We start from the raw sequence: 20,079 nt of genomic DNA, 5'->3' as shown, positions 1-20,079 counted from the left end.
AACCCCTCCGTACCTTCGAATCCGTAGGGCACGGGGATGAACGGTTGGACGGGTGGAGGCGGTCTGAGATGGCGCACGGTGAGGTACTCGGATTCGAAGAGTACGTACGCACCCGGCAGGACGCGCTGCTGCGCAGCGCCCGGCGCCTGGTCCCGGACCCGACCGACGCCCAGGACCTCCTGCAGACCGCGCTCGTGCGCACCTACGGCCGCTGGGACGGCATCGCCGACAAGTCCCTGGCCGACGCCTACCTGCGCCGAGTCATGATCAACACCCGGACCGAGTGGTGGCGCGCCCGCAAGCTCGAAGAGGTCCCCACCGAGCAGCTCCCCGACGCCTCCGTCGAGGACGGCTCCGACCAGCGCGCCGACCGCGCCCTCCTCATGGACATCCTCAAGGTTCTCGCACCCAAGCAGCGCAGCGTGGTCGTGCTGCGACACTGGGAGCAGATGAGCACCGAGGAGACGGCAGCGGCGCTCGGAATGTCGGCGGGAACCGTGAAGAGCACTCTGCACCGCGCGCTGGCCCGCCTTCGGCAGGAGCTGGAGAGCCGGGATCTGGACATGCGTGCGCTGGAGCGCGGTGACCACACCATGCGGTACGAGGGGCGTGAGCGGTGCGCGGCCTGAATGGCCAAGGTTTGTCCGGAGGTTCTCTGGTGCTGATGTCGGCGGGGACGGTCGTCCTCGTCGGCACAGCCGTGTTCGCGGTCGGCTGCGCCACCGGTGGCACCGGCCTGCGTGACGGCGGTCCGGCCCGTACCGAGGCCGTGGCGAAGGCCACGCCCTCGGGGCCCGCCCCGGAGGACTCCGTCTCGGCGTCGTCCGGCCGGCCGCTGAAGAAGGTGGATCCCGTAGGGCTGCTGATGAAGGACCCCAAGGTCAGCACCGAGGTCAAACGGGATCTGAAGCCCTGTTCGGGCAAGGAGTATCCGGTGGACGTGAGCTACGGGAGGGTCACCGGCGGCCCCGTCGTGGACATCGTGGTGAACGTCCTGTCCTGCGCCGACGCCTTGGGCCGCGGTACGTACGTGTACCGGTCGGACGGAGCCACGTACGAGAATGTCTTCTCGGACGAACAGCCACCCGTCTACGCGGAGATCGACCGGGGCGACCTGGTGGTCACGAAGCAGGTCTACGGAAAGAGCGACGCGCTCGCCTATCCGTCGGGCGAGGACGTGATCACGTACCGCTGGAACGGGGAGAAGTTCACCGAGCAGGACCGAGTTCACTCGGAGTACAGCAATGTGGTCGACGGCGGGGTTCCGCCCGCCCCGGTCACGAGTCAGAAGAACTGAGCACAGAAGAACCGAGGCGAGGCTCCCGCATGGCCGAGACCCATGTCCTGTTCGTTGAGGACGACGACGTCATCCGTGAGGCCACGACCCTGGCGCTGGAACGCGACGGGTTCGTGGTCACGGCCATGCCCGACGGCCTGTCCGGACTGGAGTCCTTCCGCGCGAACCGGCCCGACATCGCCCTGCTGGACGTGATGGTCCCCGGCATGGACGGCGTGAGCCTGTGCCGCCGCATCCGCGACGAGTCCACCGTCCCGGTCATCATGCTGTCGGCGCGCGCCGACAGCATCGACGTGGTGCTGGGCCTGGAGGCGGGCGCCGACGACTACGTCACCAAGCCCTTCGACGGCTCCGTGCTGGTGGCCCGGATCCGCGCGGTGCTGCGCCGCTTCGACCACTCCGGCGGCCCGCACAACGGCGGCCCGAACACCGACAACGGCTCGGACCCCGAGCGCGGTGTGCTCTCCTTCGGCGACCTGGAGGTGGACACCGAGGGCATGGAGGTGCGCCGGGCGGGCGCCGCCGTGGCCCTGACCCCGACCGAGATGCGGCTGCTGCTGGAGTTCTCCTCCGCCCCCGGCACCGTGCTCTCGCGCGACCGCCTGTTGGAGCGGGTCTGGGACTACGACTGGGGCGGCGACACCCGGGTCGTGGACGTCCACGTCCAGCGACTGCGCACCAAGATCGGCCAGGACCGGATCGAAACGGTCCGAGGCTTCGGATACAAGCTCAAGGCATGAGACGGTTCACCCTCCGCACGGGGATCCGCTGGAAGATCACGGTCGCCATCGCCTCCGTGGGCGCCCTCGTCACGATCGCGCTGAGCCTGGTCGTGCACAGTGCTGCCCGCGTGTCGATGCTGGAGAGCGCCCGTGAAGTGCAGCTGGACCGCGTGCAGTTCATCTCCCGCAACGCCGACGCCGGTCGCAAGCCGCCCATGGGGGCCAAGCTCAACGATCCCGAACTGCCCGCCGAACTGCGGCACAAGGCGCAGTCGGGACGGCGCGGGACCTACATCCAGGAGCGGCCGCGCGGGGCGACCGAGGTGTGGGCCGCCGTGCCGCTCGGGAACGGGCAGGTGCTGTCGCTGCACACGCCGTTCCGGGAGGGCGACAATCTGATCCCCGACCTGGACCGGGCCCTGGTCATCGGCGGCCTGTCCGCCGTGATCGGCGGCTCGGCGCTCGGCGTGCTCATCGGCGGGCAGATCTCGCGCCGGCTGCGCAAGGCCGCGGCCGCCGCGCAGCGCGTGGCGCACGGCGATCCCGACGTGCGCGTACGGGACGCGGTCGGCGGTGTCGTGCGGGACGAGACGGACGACCTCGCGCGGGCCGTGGACGCCATGGCGGACGCCCTCCAGCAACGGCTGGAGGCGGAGCGGCGGGTGACGGCGGACATCGCGCACGAGCTGCGGACCCCGGTGACGGGCCTGCTGACGGCGGCCGAGCTGCTGCCTCCGGGGCGGCCGACGGAGCTGGTGCGGGACCGGGCCCAGGCCCTGCGCGCGTTGGTCGAGGACGTGCTGGAGGTGGCTCGGCTGGACAGCGCCTCGGAGCGGGCCGAGCTCCAGGACGTGGCGCTGGGCGAGTTCGTGAGCCGGCGGGTGATGTCGCTGATGCCGGAGGCGACCGTACGGGTCGTCGCGGACGAGATCGTCAGCACCGACCCGCGCCGCCTGGAACGGATCCTGGGGAATCTGCTGGCCAATGCCGCGCGGTACGGGCAGCCGCCGATCCAGGTCGACGTCGAGGGCCGGGTCGTACGGGTCCGGGACCACGGGCCGGGCTTCCCCGAGGCACTGCTGCGCGAGGGGCCGAGCCGCTTCCGCACCGGGTCGACGGACCGCGCGGGTGTGGGGCACGGGCTGGGGTTGACCATCGCCGAGGGTCAGGCGCGGGTGCTGGGCGCCCGGTTGACCTTCCGTAACGTGGCCGCCCGGGGCGGCTCGGAGCGCGAGGGCTCGGCGGCGGGTGCGGTGGCGGTCCTGTGGCTGCCGGAGCACGCGCCGACGGCGACGGGCAGCTTCCCGATCCTCAAGCTGCCGCAGGGCTGAACCGGGGCGGGTGGGGCGGGACGGGTACCGGGCGGTATCCGCCCACGGGTCCGTGACTTAGCATCCGTGGCATGACCGACGGTACGAATCCCCCGAGCCACCCGCAGCCCGAGCCCGCCCCGGGGAGCGGCGGATACGGGTTCCCGCCGGGACCGCCCGCGCAGGGCGGCTACGGCTACCCGACCCCGGCCGGCGGCTACGGCTACCCGCAGGCGGGACAGCAGCCGAACCCCTACCAGCAGGACGTGGGGGGTTACCAGCCGGACGCGGGGAGCGGTTACCCGCCGGACGCGGCGGGCGGGTACCCGCAGGACGCGGGAGCCGGCTACCAGCAGGATCCGGGGGCCGGTCAGTGGTCCGCGGCGCCGGCCCAGCCGGGCTTCACCAGGCTGGCCGGTCCGGACCTGCCCGGCTCCTCCCAGCCGGACTGGGAGGCCATGGCCGACCGCTCGGCGGCCGAGCGGCGCAAGAAGCGGCTGTGGACGCTGGGCGGCGGGGTGACCGTACTGGCGCTGCTGGCCAGCGGCGGAACGTTCTTCCTGATGGGCAACGACGACGACGGACAGGACGCCCAGCCCGCGAACTCGGCCTCCGCCTCGCCCGAGCCGGAGGACGCGAAGGGGCCCGCCGCCTACACCGCGACCGTCGCGGGGGACGACACCCTGCTGCGCGACAGCTACGGCAGCATGGGCATACGGCTGGGCCCCGACCTCAAGGTCGGCCCGCTGGGCAAGCGCTTCCAGGTCGTCGGCAGGGGCAACGGGAACTCGTGGGCGCAGTCCGCCGAGCCGGTCGTGGACGTGACCAAGAGCTTCACCGTCACGGCCCGCGCCTACAACTCCGCCGCCAAGGGCTCGCGGATCGTCATGAGCCAGGGCGACGGGGAGTCGTTCTCCTTCGAGCTCGGCGTGAACGAGGTGAACGGCAAGCAGGCCTGGATCTTCCGCGTGCAGACGGGTGACAAGGGCGCCGCGGCCACCACGCGGACGGTCACCGCCGAGGGGCTCAACATGGTGAAGACGCCCACGCTGCTGATGGCCACGTACGACGCCGAGAAGAAGGCCATCGCGCTCTACGTGGACGGCAAGAAGGCCGGCGAGACTCCGGTGCCGCCCATCTGGCAGGCCCCCGGTCCGCTCCAGCTCGGCCGGTCCAAGCACCACAACATCTGGACCGGTCCGTGGCAGGGCGCCCTGCACAACATCAAGACCTACGACATGGCCTTCACGGCGGAGCAGGCCGCCGGGTACAAGGAGGGCAAGCTCGACCCATCGCCGAAGCCGACCCATGCCTGGCTGCTCACCTGATCGGTGAGCAGGGCGGGTCGGCCGGTACGACGGGTGCCGCGGGCGCCGCGCGTGCGGCGCGTGCGGCGGTCGGGACGGGTCAGACGGTGACGCCGTTGGTGCGCAGGAAGGCCACCGGGTTGACGGCCGAGCCGTAGTTCGGGGTGGTGCGGATCTCGAAGTGCAGGTGCGGGCCGCTGGAGTTGCCGGTGTTGCCCGACAGGGCGATCCGCTGCGAGGCCTTGACCTTCTGGCCGACCTTGATCTGGATCTTCGAGAGGTGCGCGTACTGCGAGTACGTGTTGTTCGCGTGCTTGATCACGATGGCGTTGCCGTACGCGGGGCCGTCGCCGCCACCGTTGGGGCCGGCCTTGACGACGGTACCGGCGGCCGCGGCCTTGACCGGGGTGCCGACCGGGACGGCGAAGTCCTGGCCGGAGTGCTTGTGGGACCACATGTTGCCGCCCTTGCCGAAGGTGGCGGACAGCGTGTACTTCTCCAGCGGCTTGTCCCAGAGACCGGTCTTCGAGGCGCCCGCGGCACCGGCGGCGCCGGCGGTCTTGGCGGTGACGGCGGCCTGCGGGGCGTCTGCGAACGCGGCGGTCGTGCCCGCCCCGAGGGCCAGCACCGCACCGAGAGCGGTGGTGCCGACAGCGATACGGGTACGACGGGTGTAGACGCGCTTCGCGAACATGTGCAGACCTCCGGGGCCGGGGACAAGGGGGGTTTCACACCTGTCAGAGGCATGAAGTGACCCGGCACGATCGAGCGAGTGCCGGGCTGGCTCAACCTTGGTAACCCGCGGCCCGGTACTTCCCCAAACCTCCCGATTACTAGCGGAACTCGTAGCGGCACCGGTGTGACGCGGCCGGTTGACGCCTCTCTCCAGGCACAAAGGTCTCGGAGCGAGGCCCATTTGATCTACGAAACGACCTAGTAAGTCCGTTTTGTCTTGTGCGGCTTGTCACCGAGGCCAGGACTGTTTGCGACCCAGGTCACTAAGGCGAAAGACAGGCCCTAGGCTCCGGCGGGTGGACGCATCGGTGGTGGGGATCCGGCTGGCCTCGGGGGTCGTGGCACCCCTCGTCAGGAAGCTCTTCCGACAGGAGGAGGCGGGCGCGGGCCTGGTGGACCGGCCGCACCGGATCTCCTCCTACGTGGCGTTGCGCGAGAAACGCGCCCTCGACGCGGCGGACCTGCGCAAGCTCGCCGACCGCCTGGTCGAGGAGGCGTTACGGGCCCCCCGGGAACGCCCCCTGCCGCCGGGCGAGGAGGCGGGCGTGGCGGCCGCCCTCGCCGCAACCCTGTACGCGCTGGGCGACCTCGCCCTCTCCGACGTGGAGGCCGTCCGCCTCGGACCGCGGGACTTCGCCCGCGCACTCCGGGCCGCGGGCCCGCACCCCGGGCTCTCCCGGGACGCCGAACTCTTCCACTCCCGCCTGGTGGACCTGGCCTGCCTGCACATCCTGCACTTCTTCACCCAGCGCTCCACCTTCGTGGCCGCGACCCTGGTCGAGCAGAGCCGGCTGCACGCCGAGACCATCGCCAAGGTGGACGAACTGCTGACCCGCGTCCCCCGCCAGGACGGCCGCGACACCGCCTTCGAGGCCCGCTACCTCGACTATCTGGCCCGGCGCCACAGCGCCCTCACCATCTTCGGCCTGGACCTGGAGCCGGGATCCTCGCGCTGGCCGCTCGACGCGGCGTACGTGAGCCTGGAGGTCACCGCCGCCCCCGGGACCCGGACCGAGGCGCTCCCCTCCCCCTACTCCCTGCCCGCCGACCGGCTGCCGGCCGAGCACCACCGCGTCCTGCTGCGCGGAGAGGCCGGGTCCGGCAAGACCACCCTGATCCAGTGGCTGGCCGTCTCCGCCGCCCGGGACGCCGGGTCGGGGATCATCCCGTTCGTCCTGCCCCTGCGCAGCCTGACCCGGCACGGGGAGCGGCTGCCCGCGCCCCGCGCGTTCCTGGCCGGATCCCCGCTGGCCGGGGAGGCCCCCGAAGGCTGGGAGGGCCGGGTCCTGCGCGACGGGCGCGCCCTGCTGCTGGTCGACGGCATCGACGAGATCCCGGCAGCCGAACGTGACCGGGCCCGGGACTGGCTGGCCGACCTGATCACCGCCTGTCCCGGCAACCGCTGGCTGGTCACCTCCCGACCCTCGGCGGTCCGCCCGGACTGGCTCCGGGGCGAGGACTTCACCGAGGTGACCCTGGCCCCGATGACCCGGGCGAACGTCCGGGCCTTCATCGAGCGCTGGCACACCGCCGCCGCGGCCCCGGAGGGGTATGCGGAACTGCTGCTGGACTCCGTACGCACCAAACCGGACCTGGCACCCCTCGCCACCAACCCGCTGCTGTGCGGACTGATCTGCGCCCTGCACCGCGAGCGCCGCGGATTCCTGCCGACCGGCCGCAAGGAGCTGTACACGGCAGCCCTGTCGATGCTGCTGCACCGCCGTGACCGCGAGCGGGGCCTGCGGCTGCCCGACCTGGCCGAGGAGCCCCAGCTGCAACTGCTCCAACGGCTCGCCCACTGGCTGATCCGCAACGGCCGCACCGAGATGGACCGGTCCCGCGCCGAGGATCTGATCGCCGGCGCGCTGCCGGCCGTCCCCGTCGCCCGGGTCCTGGGCGAGGCGCCGCTGGTGTACCGACACTTCCTGGAACGCACCGGACTGCTGCGTGCGCCGACGGAGGACACCGTCGAGTTCGTCCACCGCACCTTCCAGGACTATCTGGGCGCCCGGGCCGCACTCGACGAGGGCGGGGTCGGGGAGCTGGCCGGGCACTCGGACGACGACCAGTGGGAGGACGTCATCCGCATGGCGGTCGCGCAGGGCCGGCCGCGCGAGCGCACCGAGATCATCCGGGCCCTCCTGGATCGGGGCACCGACCGGTCCGTGCTCCTCGCCTACGCCTCCCTCCAGTACGCGGCGGAGCTCGACCCGGCCCTTCGCGCCGCGGCCGAGGCCGCCGTACGGCACCTGCTGCCGCCCCGGAGCGTCGAGGAGGCCCAGGAACTGGGCCGGACCGGACCGCTGGTGCTGGAACTGCTCGCCGACCCCGGTACGGCGGACGACCACGAAGCTCTCATGGCTGTCACAGCGGCCGGCGAGACCCTCTCGGAGCTGGCCATCCCCTACCTGGCGCGCTACCACGACTCGTCGTCGTCCGAGGTCCGGCAGGCGCTGATCGCGCTGTGGGGCCGCTTCGACACCCGCGAGTACGCCCGGGAGGTGCTCGAACGCCTCACCCCGCCCCCGAGCGACCTGCTTGTGCGCACGGACGCCCAGGCCGATGCCCTGCACGCCTTCCCCCGGCCCCCGGGCCTCGTCATCGGCGGTGAGGTGACCAGGCCCGCCCTGTCGGAGCTGTTCTCGCGCATCAAGGTGTCGGGGCTGAGGATCGATGGGCACCGGGACCTCGGTGACCTCGACTTCCTGCGCGGCCAGACCGCACTGGAACGGTTGCGCATCAGCAGGTGCGGCTCGTCCACCGACATGACGGCCCTGCGCGGCCTGCCCCTACGGGCCGCGCACCTGGACTTCGGCACCCCGGGGGTGCACGAGGCCATCGCGAGCTGGAACCATCTGCGCCACCTGGAGCTGTGCTCGCCACGGCCGTGGTCGGCCCGGGAACTCGCCCCCGGGGCGAATCTGGTGCACCTGGTCCTGGACACCCCGGCGGCGGACGTGACGGACCTGGGCCGGCACACGGGGCTGCGCGTCCTGAACCTCGGTCACCGCTGGCGGCCGGCGGGCCCGGCGGACTGGGCGGAGCTGTCGCGGCTGGAGCACCTGGAGGAGCTCGCCGTGCCGGAGGATGTGCTGGAGGGTCTGGTCGAGCACTTGCGGCTGCCGACCCTGCGAACCCTACGGCTGTACGGGGACGAGCTGCTGCCACCGGATCTCGAGGAGCGACTGGCCCGGCGCCTGCCCGAGACCGAGATCGAGTCCTTCTACACCGTGTACGAGCAGTGACCCGGTGACGGAAAAGGGGCGGCCCCGGGACTTTTCAGTCCCGGGGCCGCCCCTTACCGCTCGCTCGCGCTCACGCGCCCTTCGACAGGTCCGGGCCGGAGCCCGTGGCCTCGATCGGGGGGAGGTCGGGCAGAGCCGACTTCTCCTCGCCGCGGAAGGTGAACTTGGCGTCCTCGCCCTCACCCTCCTTGCCGACGACCACGATGTGACCGGGACGCAGCTCGCCGAAGAGGATCTTCTCCGACAGGATGTCCTCGATCTCGCGCTGGATGGTCCGGCGCAGCGGCCGGGCACCCAGGATCGGGTCGTAGCCGCGCTTGGCGAGCAGGAGCTTGGCGTCGCCGCTCAGCTCGATGCCCATGTCGCGGTCCTTGAGGCGCTCGTCGACCTTGGCGATCATGAGGTCGACGATCTGGATGATGTCTTCCTCGGTGAGCTGGTGGAAGACGACCGTGTCGTCGACACGGTTGAGGAACTCGGGCCGGAAGTGCTGCTTGAGCTCTTCGTTGACCTTCGCCTTCATCCGGTCGTATCCGGTCTTGGTGTCGCCCTGAGCCGCGAAGCCCAGGTTGAAGCCCTTCGAGATGTCCCGGGTACCCAGGTTGGTCGTCATGATGATGACCGTGTTCTTGAAGTCCACGACCCGGCCCTGGGAGTCGGTCAGGCGACCGTCCTCCAGGATCTGGAGAAGGGAATTGAAGATATCCGGGTGGGCCTTCTCGACCTCGTCGAAGAGGACGACGGAGAACGGCTTCCGGCGCACCTTCTCGGTGAGCTGGCCGCCCTCTTCGTAGCCCACGTAGCCGGGGGGCGAACCGAAGAGACGGGAAACCGTGTGCTTCTCGCTGAACTCCGACATGTCGAGGGAGATCAGCGCGTCCTCGTCGCCGAAGAGGAATTCGGCGAGCGTCTTGGACAGCTCGGTCTTACCGACACCGGACGGACCGGCGAAGATGAACGAGCCACCCGGGCGCTTCGGGTCCTTCAGACCCGCACGGGTACGACGGATCGCCTGGGAGAGCGCCTTGATGGCGTCCTTCTGGCCGATGACCCGACGGTGGAGCTCGTCCTCCATGCGGAGCAGTCGCGAGGACTCCTCCTCGGTGAGCTTGAAGACGGGAATGCCGGTCGCGGTCGCGAGGACCTCGGCGATGAGCTCGCCGTCGACCTCGGCGACGACGTCCATGTCGCCGGCCTTCCATTCCTTCTCGCGCTTGGTCTTCGCCGCCAGCAGCTGCTTCTCCTTGTCACGGAGAGACGCCGCCTTCTCGAAGTCCTGGGAGTCGATGGCCGACTCCTTGTCGCGGCGCACGCCCGCGATCTTCTCGTCGAACTCGCGGAGGTCCGGCGGTGCGGTCATCCGGCGGATGCGCATCCGGGAGCCGGCCTCGTCGATCAGGTCGATCGCCTTGTCCGGGAGGAAGCGGTCCGAGATGTACCGGTCCGCCAGCGTCGCCGCCTGGACGAGGGCCTCGTCCGTGATGGAGACGCGGTGGTGGGCCTCGTAGCGGTCGCGCAGGCCCTTGAGGATCTCGATCGTGTGGGGGAGGGAAGGCTCCGCCACCTGGATCGGCTGGAAGCGACGCTCGAGGGCCGCGTCCTTCTCGAGGTGCTTGCGGTACTCGTCGAGCGTCGTGGCACCGATGGTCTGCAGCTCACCACGGGCCAGCATGGGCTTGAGGATGCTCGCGGCGTCGATCGCGCCCTCGGCGGCGCCCGCACCCACGAGGGTGTGGAGCTCGTCGATGAACAGGATGATGTCGCCGCGGGTGCGGATCTCCTTGAGCACCTTCTTCAGGCGCTCCTCGAAGTCACCGCGGTAGCGGGAACCCGCGACCAGGGCGCCGAGGTCGAGCGTGTAGAGGTGCTTGTCCTTGAGCGTCTCGGGAACCTCGCCCTTGACGATCGCCTGGGCCAGGCCCTCGACGACGGCGGTCTTGCCGACGCCGGGCTCGCCGATGAGGACCGGGTTGTTCTTCGTACGGCGGGACAGCACCTGCATGACCCGCTCGATCTCCTTCTCGCGCCCGATGACCGGGTCGAGCTTGGATTCGCGGGCCGCCTGGGTGAGGTTGCGGCCGAACTGGTCCAGGACGAGCGAGGTCGAGGGCGTGCCCTCGGCCGGGCCGCCGGCCGTGGCCGACTCCTTGCCTCCACCGGTGTAGCCGGAGAGCAGCTGGATGACCTGCTGCCGGACTCGGTTGAGATCGGCGCCCAGCTTCACGAGGACCTGGGCGGCGACGCCCTCGCCCTCGCGGATCAGGCCGAGCAGGATGTGCTCGGTGCCGATGTAGTTGTGGCCGAGCTGGAGGGCCTCTCGGAGCGAAAGCTCCAGGACCTTCTTCGCCCGCGGGGTGAAGGGGATGTGGCCGGACGGGGCCTGCTGCCCCTGACCGATGATCTCCTCAACCTGCTGGCGAACAGCCTCGAGCGAAATCCCGAGGCTCTCCAGGGCCTTAGCGGCGACACCCTCACCCTCGTGGATCAAGCCCAGGAGGATGTGCTCGGTGCCGATGTAGTTGTGGTTGAGCATCCGGGCTTCTTCCTGAGCCAGGACGACAACCCGCCGCGCGCGGTCGGTGAACCTCTCGAACATCGTTTATCGCTCCTCAGAGCGGTCGGGCAGTTCGGGGTCGGTCCCCGCCCTGTCCTTCCGCATGCTAGTCCCGTGGGGCGGGACAGCTCATTCCAACTGCCGACATCCGTCCACGGCTCACCCCTGCATCAGCGGGAAAACCGGCTTGAAGAGCCGACAACTGCTCCAACTCGATGGTGCGAGACGATGTTCCCGCAGGCCAGGCAGATACCCGTCATGCGTGTACGCCGACGGCGAACGGAGGCCCGTCAAAACAGCGTGTCGCCCCGATCCACTAGGAATGTCTTACCCGTAAGGACTGACACTCCATGCCGGTGGCACCGGTTCCCTCCGCTAAGGGCGAACACGGTTGCGTCCCGAATGCGGACTCCGGAGTCCACGGAGGTTTACGTTCCGCACGAGGGTGAGTGCGGTGTGTCACATCGAGCGTAACCCGGCGGCGTTTCGGAAGTTGCTCCGGACATGGCCGTCACTCTCCCGTCGCCCGCCCCGTCGACCGTGCCGCCACCCCACCCGGCGCCCGAGGAGGACGCGTACGCCTCCTGGTACGGGAGCGTGCTCGGCTGGACCGTCACGGGTGGGCCGCCGGCCCAGCTCGTGACCGGGATCCGGTTCGACGTGCTGGAGCTGCCGTCCGACGCGGGTGCCGCGCTGCTGCGCAGGCCGCTCGCCACCGGCCCGGTGGCCCTGATGGGACGCCGGATGCGGTTCCTGGTGGCCGCGGGCGGCGCGGAGGAGCTGGACGGGCTGCTCGACTGGCTGGAATGGGGCGGGGTCGCCCTCGATCTGACCGCCCTGGGTGCGGGTGGCCGGATCACCGCCCCGGTGCCGCCGGGGCATGCCGTACGGGACGGGAGTCCCCGGGGGGCCGCCGTGTGGCTACGGCCCCCCGAGCAGGGGTGCGAGGCACTTCTGCCTGCCCTGTCCGGTCCCGGACAGGGTGCCGGTCCCGGGCGGGTGGACGCCGGTCCCGATCTCGTGCGCCTGGTGTCCGCGGCGGCGACGGAATGCCACCGCGCGCGACTCCGGCGCCGGACGCCCCTGCGGAGCGCCGTGGCCGGGCCTCCCTCGCGGGCCGGCCGGGTCAGTCCCTGACGGGTCAGCCCCGGTTCTCGTAGGCGTCGCGGATGTCCTGCGGTACGCGGCCGCGGTCGTTGACGCTGAGGCCCTGCGACTTCGCCCAGGCGCGGATCTCCGCGGTGTCCGGGTTGCCGGACGCCACGGCCGTACGGCCCTTGGCGCGACCGGTGGAGGCGCGGCCACCGGTGCGGCGGCCGCCCTTGGTGTACGGGTCGAGCAGACCGCGGAGCTTTTCAGCGTTGGCGGTGGTGAGGTCGATCTCGTAGGTCTTGCCGTCCAGAGCGAACGTCACCGTCTCGTCCGCCTCGCCACCGTCGAGGTCGTCGACAAGAAGGACCTGAACCTTCTGTGCCACCGGGATTTCCTTTCATCGAAAAGCAGTACGCGGAAAGGAAACCGCTTTTGCCTGGAAAACACAAACCCCCGGGGAGAGGTTCGAGACCGCAACAGGGCGGGAAACGTACGCGATTCGGACATAGGCCACGGGCGGGCGGAGCACCGGAAAAGCTGAGGCCATCGATCAGAGGTGCAGAAGCATCCGACTGTTGCCCAAGGTGTTCGGCTTCACTCGTTCGAGACCGAGGAACTCGGCGACACCCTCGTCATAGGAACGCAGCAGCTCCATGTAGACATCGGTCTTGACCGGGGTCTCGCCGATCTCGACGAAGCCGTGCTTCGCGAAGAACTCGACTTCGAAGGTGAGGCAGAAAACCCGGCTCACGCCGAGGGTGCGGGCGGTACGCAACAACTGCTCCAGCACCTGATGCCCGACTCCGCCGCCCTTCAAGCCCCGGTCGACGGCGAGAGTGCGTACTTCGGCAAGGTCTTCCCACATCACGTGGAGAGCGCCGCAGCCGACGACCTGACCGTCGGACTCGCGTTCCGCGACCCAGAACTCCTGGATGTCCTCGTAAAGGACGACCGGAGCTTTGTCGAGCAGGATCCGCTGCTGCACGTACTGGTCGAGGAGGCGGCGCAGCGCGGGAACATCACGCGTCCGGGCCCGGCGGATCGTCACTGTTTCTGCATGTGCAGTGGAAAACTCTCCCATGGCTGCGGACGTTATCGCCCCGGCTCCTGCGGGCGCTCGTCGGACTCCCCCTCGACCGCGGGCGGAGCGGCGGGTTCGGGGGCGGCGTCCGCGCCCGACCCGTCGTCGTACTGGACGACGCGCACGGCGTCCCGGAGGGCTTCCCGCTGTTCCGCGGACATCATGCCGAAGAAGGCCACGAGGGCGGCCGCGGGGTTGTCGCTCGTCGACCAGGCCTCGTTCATCAGTGCGGCCGAGTAGGCGGCGCGCGTGGAGACCGCCGTATATCGATAGGCGCGGCCTTCGGCTTCCCGGCGGACCCAGCCCTTCTGATGAAGATTGTCCATAACGGTCATGACCGTGGTGTACGCGATGGACCGTTCCTGCTGGAGGTCTTCCAGTACTTCTCGCACAGTGACCGGGCGGTTCCACTGCCACACCCGTGTCATGACGGCGTCTTCGAGTTCTCCCAAGGGGCGAGGCACACCAGCACGATAGTGCGGCTTGTGCGGAATTGCCCGACTATTCGCTCGGCAACGCGCAGGAAAATCGGGCGCGCGGCCGGTGAAGCCGCACGCCCGACGGGGTCACTTCTGCTGCTGGGTGGCCTCGGCCCGGGCGAGCACGGCGTCGACCGCCGCGTCTTCCTTGGCCTTGTTGGAACCGCCCTGGCTCTTCACGATCGTCACGACGAGAGCGATGAAGAACGCGGCCATCACGAAGGGGGGCACGAGCGCGGAGACATAGTCCATGCCCCACAGCGTAGCTACCCGGCGGCCAGCCCGGCCTCCGGGGGCGGGGTGGGCTTGCGGCGTGGCGGGAACACCTCACCGGGGGTCGGAATCGGCCGCTCCGGACGCGGCGGCTCCTTGGGGTGGGGGGCCGGGCGGGCCGGCTGGTCGTCCTTCTCCTTGCCGCCGGCCAGGGCCAGCAGCCGGGTCCGGGGCGCGGGGGCGGTGGACAGCCGTCTGCGTACGGAGCGCTCCGCGACCCCGCGTACCCGTTCCAGCAGCGCGGCGGCGACCGGATTGGCGCGGAGCGCGCGCAGGGCGGCGAGGTCGTCGGGCTCCGGTTCGTACCCGGCGGCCAGGGCGTCCTGCAACAGCTCCAGGTAGCCGGAGAGGCTGCCGGGCAGGGCGCCTCGGTAGCGGGCGAGGTCGGCGAGGAGGAACGCTCTGAGCCGGCCCGCCTCCTGGACCGCTTCGTCCACCGACTGCGCGAGGCGCAGGCAGTCCTGGACCTCCCCGGCCGCCAGGGGGGCCGAGGAGGACTGAAGGGCGTGGGCGAGGAGGCGCCTGAGCAGGTGCAGCTCAGCGGCGCTGAACGCCATGCCGCCGCGGGATCCGTAGGGCGTGGGCATGGGCCGAAGATACGCGCTAATCGGACAAAATCCCCTGATCGCGGACGCGGCGCGCTCGGCGGGTCCCTCAGCCGGTCTCTTTGACCGCCCGCAGGAAGTCGGCCCAGGCCGCCTGGGTGGTGGCCAGGACGAGGTGGGCGGGGTCGGCGCGGTCGGCCACCTTGACGAGGGCCCCGGGGGCGGTGGCGACGTAGACGCAGGCGTCACCCTCACTGCAGAACGAGGACTTCCGCCACGCGGGCTGAGTGGTCATGGTGTCTCCTCCGGGCGCGGTGGCCGGTAATTGCCGTCAATGACGGTAACGCCGTGGCCGGTCCGCACCGGCGACTTTCCTGAATTCGGTGTTTCGCCCTTGCCTTCCCAGGGCGGGTGCGGGTACCGCTCAGCCGGTCCTCTCCCCGCCCCGCCCTTTCGCTTCCCGGGGCTCGGCCCCGGACCCCGCGCCTCGAACGCCGGCGAGGCTGCGTGCAGGCCTGCACAGCGCCGAAACCGCCTAGATCCGGGCCACGAAGGACGAGACCGCTTCGTGGACGTCGGCCTCCGTCCAGGACAGGCCCGGAGCCGTGATCTCCAGTTCCGTCACCGCCAGGCCCGGCGGGCCCTCGGCCGACCAGCGGCGGAAGAGGACCGTGCCCGTCTCCTCGGCCTGCCGCAGGCCCGCCTCCGTCAGCCGGTCCGGCTCGTACGGGAGCCACACCTGGAACTGGTGGGTGTGCGGCTCCTCCGGGTGGATCCGGGCCCACGGAACCCCCGAATCCGCGAAGGCCGAGCGCAGCGCCCCCGCCACCGTCCGGGCCTGCGCCACGTACGACGGCAGCCGGGGCAGTTCCCGTTCCAGGCCGGCCAGCGCCGCCAAGGCCTGCGGGAACTGCCGGAAGATCTGGCCGCCGTAGCGGTGCCGCCAGACCCGCGTCTCCTCCACGAAGGCCCGCGGCCCCGCCAGCGCCGCCCCGCTCAGGCCGCCGAGCGACTTGTAGAACGAGACGTACACCGAGTCCGCCAGGCCCGCGATCTCCGGCAGGGTGCGCCCGAAGTGGACGGTGGACTCCCACAGCCGGGCCCCGTCGAAGTGGACGACCGCCTCCCGCTCCCGGGCCGCCTCGGTGAGCGCCTCCAGCTCCTCCCAGGTGGGCAGCAGGAAGCCGGCGTCCCGCAGCGGCAGCTCCACCATCAGCGTCCCGAAGGGCTCCCGGAGCGCCTCCACGTCCGCGGCGGACGGCTGGCGGGGCTCCGTGGTGGGGTGCGCCACCCGCAGTCCGGAGACGGCCGACAGCGCCTCCCCCTCCCACCGTTCCGGATGGCTCATCGGGTGCAGGGCCACCACCGGGTTCCCCGTCCGGCCCGCCCAGCAGCGCAGCGCGATCTGCTGCGCCATCGTGCCGCTGGGGAAGAACGCCGCGTCCTCGGTCCCCAGCAGCTCGGCGACCTTGCGCTCCAGTGCGGTGACCACCCCGTCGCCGTAGACGTCGGCCGGTCCGTCCAGGTCGTACGGGGCTTCGGCGAGCGGGTGGAGCAGCTCCCCCACGGTCGGTTCCAGGAGGCTGCGGGAGAGCTTGCGCTCGGCCCCGCGCCAGGCCGCGACCAGGCGCTTCGTACGTTCGGTGTCCTCGCTGTCGTCACTCATGGCAAAGATCCTCGCTCCACTCGCCGCCGACCGGCCAACTGCCCCAGGAGCTAGCATGGCGGCGTATCGTCCGGTACCCCCCGCGGACTGGAACGGAAGGGCCCTCCCCGCGTGAATCCATCACAGCAGCCACGCCCTGCCCGGCTCGCCGTCGGCGTCGTCGGAGCCGGCCGCGTCGGCCCCGCGCTGGCGTGTGCGCTCCAGCAGGCCGGGCACCGGCCCGTCGCCGTCTCCGGAGTCTCCGACACGTCCGTGCGGCGGGCCGCGCGGATGCTGCCCGATGTGCCGCTCGTACCGCCCGCGCAGGTGCTGGAGCTGGCCGACCTGGTGCTCCTGACCGTCCCCGACGACGCGCTGCCGTCCCTGGTGGAGGGCCTCGCCGAGACCGGCGCGGTCCGGCCCGGACAGCTGCTGGTGCACACCTCCGGCCGGTACGGGACCTCCGTGCTCGACCCGGCGCGCCGCGCGGGCGCCCTCCCGCTGGCCCTGCACCCGGCGATGACCTTCACCGGCACCGAGGTGGACGTGCAGCGGCTCGCCGGCTGCTCCTTCGGCGTCACCGCCCCCGAGGAGCTGCGGCTGGCCGCGGAGGCGCTGGTCATCGAGATGGGCGGGGAGCCCGAGTGGATCGCGGAGGAGAACCGTCCGCTCTATCACGCGGCTCTGGCCCTCGGCGCGAACCACCTGGTCACGCTGGTCGCCCAGTCGATGGAGCTGCTGGCGAAGGCCGGGGTGGAGCACCCCGACCGGATGCTCGGCCCGCTGCTCGGCGCGGCCCTCGACAACGCGCTGCGCTCCGGTGACGCCGCCCTGACCGGGCCGGTGGCCCGCGGGGACGCCGGTACGGTCGCCGCGCACGTCTCGGAGCTGCGCCGGCACGCGCCGGCCGCGGTCTCCGGCTACCTGGCGATGGCCCGCACCACCGCGGACCGGGCCCTCGCCCACGGTCTGCTCAAGCCCGAACTCGCCGAGGACCTGCTCGGTGTGCTCGCCGACACGGAGTCCGACGGAGGCGACCGGTGACCGACCTGCTGCTGCACACCGTCGAGGAGCTGCACAAGCCGGCGCGCACCGGCCGCCGGGCCGTGGTGATGACCATGGGCGCCCTGCACGAGGGCCATGCCACCTTGATCCGCACGGCCCGTGAACTGGCCGGGCCCGAGGGGCAGGTCGTCGTCACCGTCTTCGTCAACCCCCTGCAGTTCGGGGCCGGTGAGGACCTCGACCGTTACCCGCGCACGCTCGACGCGGACCTGGCGATCGCCGAAGAGGCCGGCGCCGACGCGGTGTTCGCCCCCGCGGTCGACGAGGTCTACCCGGGCGGCGACCCGCAGGTGCGGATCACCGCCGGCCCGATGGGCGGGCGCCTCGAAGGGGCCACCCGCCCCGGGCACTTCGACGGCATGCTGACCGTCGTCGCCAAGCTGCTCCACCTCACCCGCCCCGACCTGGCGCTCTTCGGCCAGAAGGACGCGCAGCAACTGGCGCTGATCCGGCGGATGGTGACCGACCTGAACTTCCCCGTCGAGGTGGTCGGCGTACCGACCGTCCGCGAGGAGGACGGGCTCGCGCTGTCGTCCCGCAACCGCTACCTCTCCACCGCCGAGCGGCACACCGCCCTGGCCCTGTCCCGGGCCCTGTTCGCCGGGCGCGACCGGCTCGCCGCACAGGCCGCGCTGCGCGCCCGCGCCGAGGCCGCCCCGGCCAGCGACGAGCGGGCCACCGCCCTGGCCCGGCTCGGCGAGATCCGTGCCTCCGCCGACGCGCACGCCGTCTCGGCGGCCGTCTCCGCCGCCGGCACCGGGCTGCCGGACGCCGTACGGGCCGCCGCGCTGCACGTCCTGGAGGACGCGGGCCGGCACGAGCCGCCGCTCGTGCTGGACTATCTGGCGCTGGTGGATCCGCTGGACTTCACCGAGACCGGTCAGGACTTCACCGGGCAGGCCGTGTTGGCCGTCGCCGCGAAGGTGGGCGCGACCCGGCTGATCGACAACATCCCATTGGAATTCGGAGCGCACTCGTGAGCACCCCAGGCAGAGGCATCCCGTCGGGCGGGGCAGGCGCGGGCACCGGCATACGGCTGCACGCACCGGCCCCCGGCTGGTCCCTCGACGCCGACGTCGTGGTCGTCGGTTCCGGCGTGGCGGGCCTGACGGCCGCGCTGCGCTGCGCCGCCGGGGGCCGCCGTACGGTCGTGGTCACCAAGGCCCGGCTCGACGACGGCTCCACCCGCTGGGCCCAGGGCGGGATCGCGGCGGCCCTCGGTGAGGGCGACACCCCGGAGCAGCACCTCGACGACACGCTGGTCGCCGGTGCGGGCCTGTGCGACGAGGAGGCCGTCCGGCTGCTCGTCACCGAGGGCCCGGACGCGGTACGGCGGCTGATGGCCACCGGCGCGGTCTTCGACACCTCCACGGAGACCGGCGAGATAGAACTGACCCGTGAGGGCGGCCACCACCGCCGCCGGATCGCGCACGCGGGCGGCGACGCCACCGGCGCCGAGATCTCCCGGGCGCTCGTCGAGGCCGTGCAGGCCGCGGGCATCGAGACCGTGGAGAACGCCCTCGTCCTGGACCTGCTCCAGGACGCCGAGGGCCGTACCGCCGGTGTCACCCTGCACGTCATGGGCGAGGGCCAGCACGACGGGGTGGGCGCCGTACACGCGCCGGCCGTGATCCTCGCCACCGGCGGCATGGGTCAGGTGTTCTCCGCGACCACCAACCCGTCGGTGTCCACCGGTGACGGCGTGGCGCTCGCGCTGCGGGCCGGCGCCGAGGTCTCCGACCTCGAATTCGTGCAGTTCCACCCGACGGTGCTCTTCCTCGGCCCGGACGCCGAGGGACAGCAGCCGCTGGTGTCGGAGGCGGTCCGGGGCGAGGGCGCGTACCTCGTGGACGCGGACGGCGTGCGCTTCATGCAGGGGCAGCACGAGCTCGCCGAGCTGGCGCCCCGCGACATCGTCGCCAAGGGCATCATGCGCCGCATGCAGGAGCAGGGCGCGCAGCACATGTACCTCGACGCCCGGCACTTCGGCGCGCGGATGTGGGAGCAGCGCTTCCCGACCATCCTGGCCGCCTGCCGTTCCCACGGCATCGACCCGGTGACCGAGCCCATCCCGGTGGCGCCCGCCGCGCACTACGCGTCCGGCGGTGTCCGGACCGACCTGCACGGACGGACCACGGTCCCCGGCCTGTACGCCTGCGGCGAGGTCGCCTGCACCGGTGTGCACGGCGCGAACCGGCTGGCCTCCAACTCCCTGTTGGAGGGGCTGGTCTTCGCCGAGCGGATCGCCGAGGACATCGTCGCCGAGCGCGCCGCCGGCAGCGGGCCGGGCATACCGGTCCCGGCGACGGGTCCGCTGCAGCCCGGCGCGGCCCGGTTCGAGGTCCAGCGGATCATGACGGAGGGGGCGGGCGTGCTCCGTTCCGCCGATTCGCTCAGCGCCGCGGCCGACGCCCTCGAAGCGCTGTACGCCACGGCTCTGAACGACCTGGAAGCGCACGGCAAGACCGCCGAGCCGGGCGTGGACACCTGGGAGGCCACGAACCTGCTGTGCGTGGCGCGGGTCCTGGTCGCCGCGGCGCAGCGGCGGGTGGAGACCCGCGGCTGCCACTGGCGCGAGGACCACCCCGAGCGGGACGATGCGCACTGGCGCCGCCATCTCGTCGTCCGGCTCTCGGCGACCGAGAAGCGCGCCCTGGTCGTCGTACCCACCGACTCCGCGGACTTCCCGTCCGTGCACCCCCTGAGCACCCCGAGCCTGGAGCAGTGAC

The 20,079-nt window shown here is 71.6% G+C and carries 19 protein-coding genes; 10 read left to right on the top strand and 9 right to left on the bottom strand.

Going from position 1 to position 20,079, the window contains the following annotated elements; all coding sequences use genetic code 11:
• The first annotated feature begins 68 nt into the window (after positions 1-68).
• The 5 genes from ACGFYY_RS22700 to ACGFYY_RS22680 all read left to right on the top strand — a co-directional run bounded on the left by ACGFYY_RS22700 (position 69) and on the right by ACGFYY_RS22680 (position 4,657).
• Positions 69-629, top strand: coding sequence for a SigE family RNA polymerase sigma factor (locus tag ACGFYY_RS22700; RefSeq protein WP_030010715.1), 561 nt, complete (start codon positions 69-71; stop codon positions 627-629).
• Between the two features lie 35 nt (positions 630-664).
• A complete protein-coding gene (locus ACGFYY_RS22695) occupies positions 665-1,297 on the top strand; it encodes a hypothetical protein (protein WP_365271175.1) in 633 nt (210 codons plus the stop codon).
• 29 nt (positions 1,298-1,326) lie between these two features.
• On the top strand, positions 1,327-2,037 hold the full coding sequence (gene cseB / locus ACGFYY_RS22690; RefSeq protein ID WP_393711770.1) for a two-component system response regulator CseB: 711 nt from the start codon (positions 1,327-1,329) through the stop codon (positions 2,035-2,037).
• Complete coding sequence (gene cseC, locus ACGFYY_RS22685; RefSeq protein WP_365271112.1) at positions 2,034-3,350, top strand: two-component system sensor histidine kinase CseC; 1,317 nt, start codon at positions 2,034-2,036, stop codon at positions 3,348-3,350. The genes cseB and cseC overlap by 4 nt, the downstream gene beginning before the upstream one ends.
• A 71-nt stretch (positions 3,351-3,421) precedes the next feature.
• Positions 3,422-4,657, top strand: coding sequence for a LamG-like jellyroll fold domain-containing protein (locus tag ACGFYY_RS22680; protein ID WP_393711767.1), 1,236 nt, complete (start codon positions 3,422-3,424; stop codon positions 4,655-4,657).
• Between the two features lie 79 nt (positions 4,658-4,736).
• On the opposite strand, the gene ACGFYY_RS22675 is transcribed toward ACGFYY_RS22680, so the two are convergent.
• On the bottom strand, positions 4,737-5,330 hold the full coding sequence (locus ACGFYY_RS22675) for a M23 family metallopeptidase (RefSeq protein WP_375942181.1): 594 nt from the start codon (positions 5,328-5,330) through the stop codon (positions 4,737-4,739).
• Positions 5,331-5,667: 337 nt separating this feature from the next.
• On the opposite strand from ACGFYY_RS22675, the gene ACGFYY_RS22670 reads away from it, so the two are divergent.
• Positions 5,668-8,616, top strand: coding sequence for an NACHT domain-containing protein (locus ACGFYY_RS22670; RefSeq protein WP_393711765.1), 2,949 nt, complete (start codon positions 5,668-5,670; stop codon positions 8,614-8,616).
• Between the two features lie 70 nt (positions 8,617-8,686).
• Here the strand turns inward: ACGFYY_RS22670 and ACGFYY_RS22665 are convergent, their stop codons facing one another.
• Positions 8,687-11,212 carry an ATP-dependent Clp protease ATP-binding subunit gene (locus tag ACGFYY_RS22665; protein ID WP_033219171.1) on the bottom strand — a complete coding sequence of 842 codons (2,526 nt, stop codon included), beginning with the start codon at positions 11,210-11,212 and terminating at the stop codon, positions 8,687-8,689.
• A 462-nt stretch (positions 11,213-11,674) separates the two neighbouring features.
• Between ACGFYY_RS22665 and ACGFYY_RS22660 the strand changes: the two genes are divergently transcribed.
• Positions 11,675-12,307: an SCO3374 family protein gene (locus ACGFYY_RS22660; RefSeq protein WP_393711762.1), complete on the top strand. Its 633-nt coding sequence runs from the start codon at positions 11,675-11,677 to the stop codon at positions 12,305-12,307.
• Between the two features lie 4 nt (positions 12,308-12,311).
• Here the strand turns inward: ACGFYY_RS22660 and ACGFYY_RS22655 are convergent, their stop codons facing one another.
• The 7 genes from ACGFYY_RS22655 to ACGFYY_RS22625 all read right to left on the bottom strand — a co-directional run bounded on the left by ACGFYY_RS22655 (position 12,312) and on the right by ACGFYY_RS22625 (position 16,306).
• A complete protein-coding gene (locus ACGFYY_RS22655; protein WP_030009902.1) occupies positions 12,312-12,647 on the bottom strand; it encodes an Lsr2 family protein in 336 nt (111 codons plus the stop codon).
• Positions 12,648-12,812: 165 nt separating this feature from the next.
• Positions 12,813-13,343, bottom strand: a complete 531-nt coding sequence (locus ACGFYY_RS22650; RefSeq protein ID WP_365271123.1) for an amino-acid N-acetyltransferase — start codon at positions 13,341-13,343, stop codon at positions 12,813-12,815.
• Positions 13,344-13,354: 11 nt separating this feature from the next.
• A complete protein-coding gene (locus ACGFYY_RS22645) occupies positions 13,355-13,807 on the bottom strand; it encodes a BlaI/MecI/CopY family transcriptional regulator (protein WP_393711759.1) in 453 nt (150 codons plus the stop codon).
• 102 nt (positions 13,808-13,909) lie between these two features.
• Positions 13,910-14,074, bottom strand: a complete 165-nt coding sequence (locus ACGFYY_RS22640; RefSeq protein WP_030727064.1) for a hypothetical protein — start codon at positions 14,072-14,074, stop codon at positions 13,910-13,912.
• A gap of 14 nt (positions 14,075-14,088) precedes the next feature.
• Positions 14,089-14,652 (bottom strand): hypothetical protein, encoded by a 564-nt coding sequence (locus tag ACGFYY_RS22635; RefSeq protein WP_393711798.1) that lies wholly within the window; start codon positions 14,650-14,652, stop codon positions 14,089-14,091.
• A 97-nt stretch (positions 14,653-14,749) separates the two neighbouring features.
• The gene (locus tag ACGFYY_RS22630; protein WP_030389722.1) at positions 14,750-14,935 is read right to left on the bottom strand and encodes a DUF397 domain-containing protein; all 186 of its coding nucleotides are present in this window, start codon (positions 14,933-14,935) and stop codon (positions 14,750-14,752) included.
• A 240-nt stretch (positions 14,936-15,175) separates the two neighbouring features.
• Entirely contained in the window at positions 15,176-16,306 is a 1,131-nt protein-coding gene (locus ACGFYY_RS22625) for a threonine aldolase family protein (RefSeq protein WP_393711756.1), read from the bottom strand.
• Positions 16,307-16,417: 111 nt separating this feature from the next.
• On the opposite strand from ACGFYY_RS22625, the gene ACGFYY_RS22620 reads away from it, so the two are divergent.
• From ACGFYY_RS22620 to ACGFYY_RS22610, 3 genes are read left to right on the top strand one after another with little or no spacing between them, the layout of a single operon-like run.
• Complete coding sequence (locus ACGFYY_RS22620) at positions 16,418-17,329, top strand: DUF2520 domain-containing protein (RefSeq protein WP_365271128.1); 912 nt, start codon at positions 16,418-16,420, stop codon at positions 17,327-17,329.
• Positions 17,326-18,330, top strand: a complete 1,005-nt coding sequence (gene panC / locus ACGFYY_RS22615; protein ID WP_393711753.1) for a pantoate--beta-alanine ligase — start codon at positions 17,326-17,328, stop codon at positions 18,328-18,330. Before ACGFYY_RS22620 ends, panC begins: the two co-directional genes overlap by 4 nt.
• On the top strand, positions 18,327-20,078 hold the full coding sequence (locus ACGFYY_RS22610; RefSeq protein WP_365271131.1) for an L-aspartate oxidase: 1,752 nt from the start codon (positions 18,327-18,329) through the stop codon (positions 20,076-20,078). The genes panC and ACGFYY_RS22610 overlap by 4 nt, the downstream gene beginning before the upstream one ends.
• Position 20,079 lies beyond the last annotated feature (1 nt).

Source organism: Streptomyces sp. NPDC048331, assembly GCF_043201215.1.
In the GTDB taxonomy this organism is placed as follows: Bacteria; Actinomycetota; Actinomycetes; order Streptomycetales; family Streptomycetaceae; genus Streptomyces.
The sequence above is the reverse complement of the archived record's forward strand: the minus strand, read 5'-3'. Positions and strand labels throughout refer to the sequence as shown.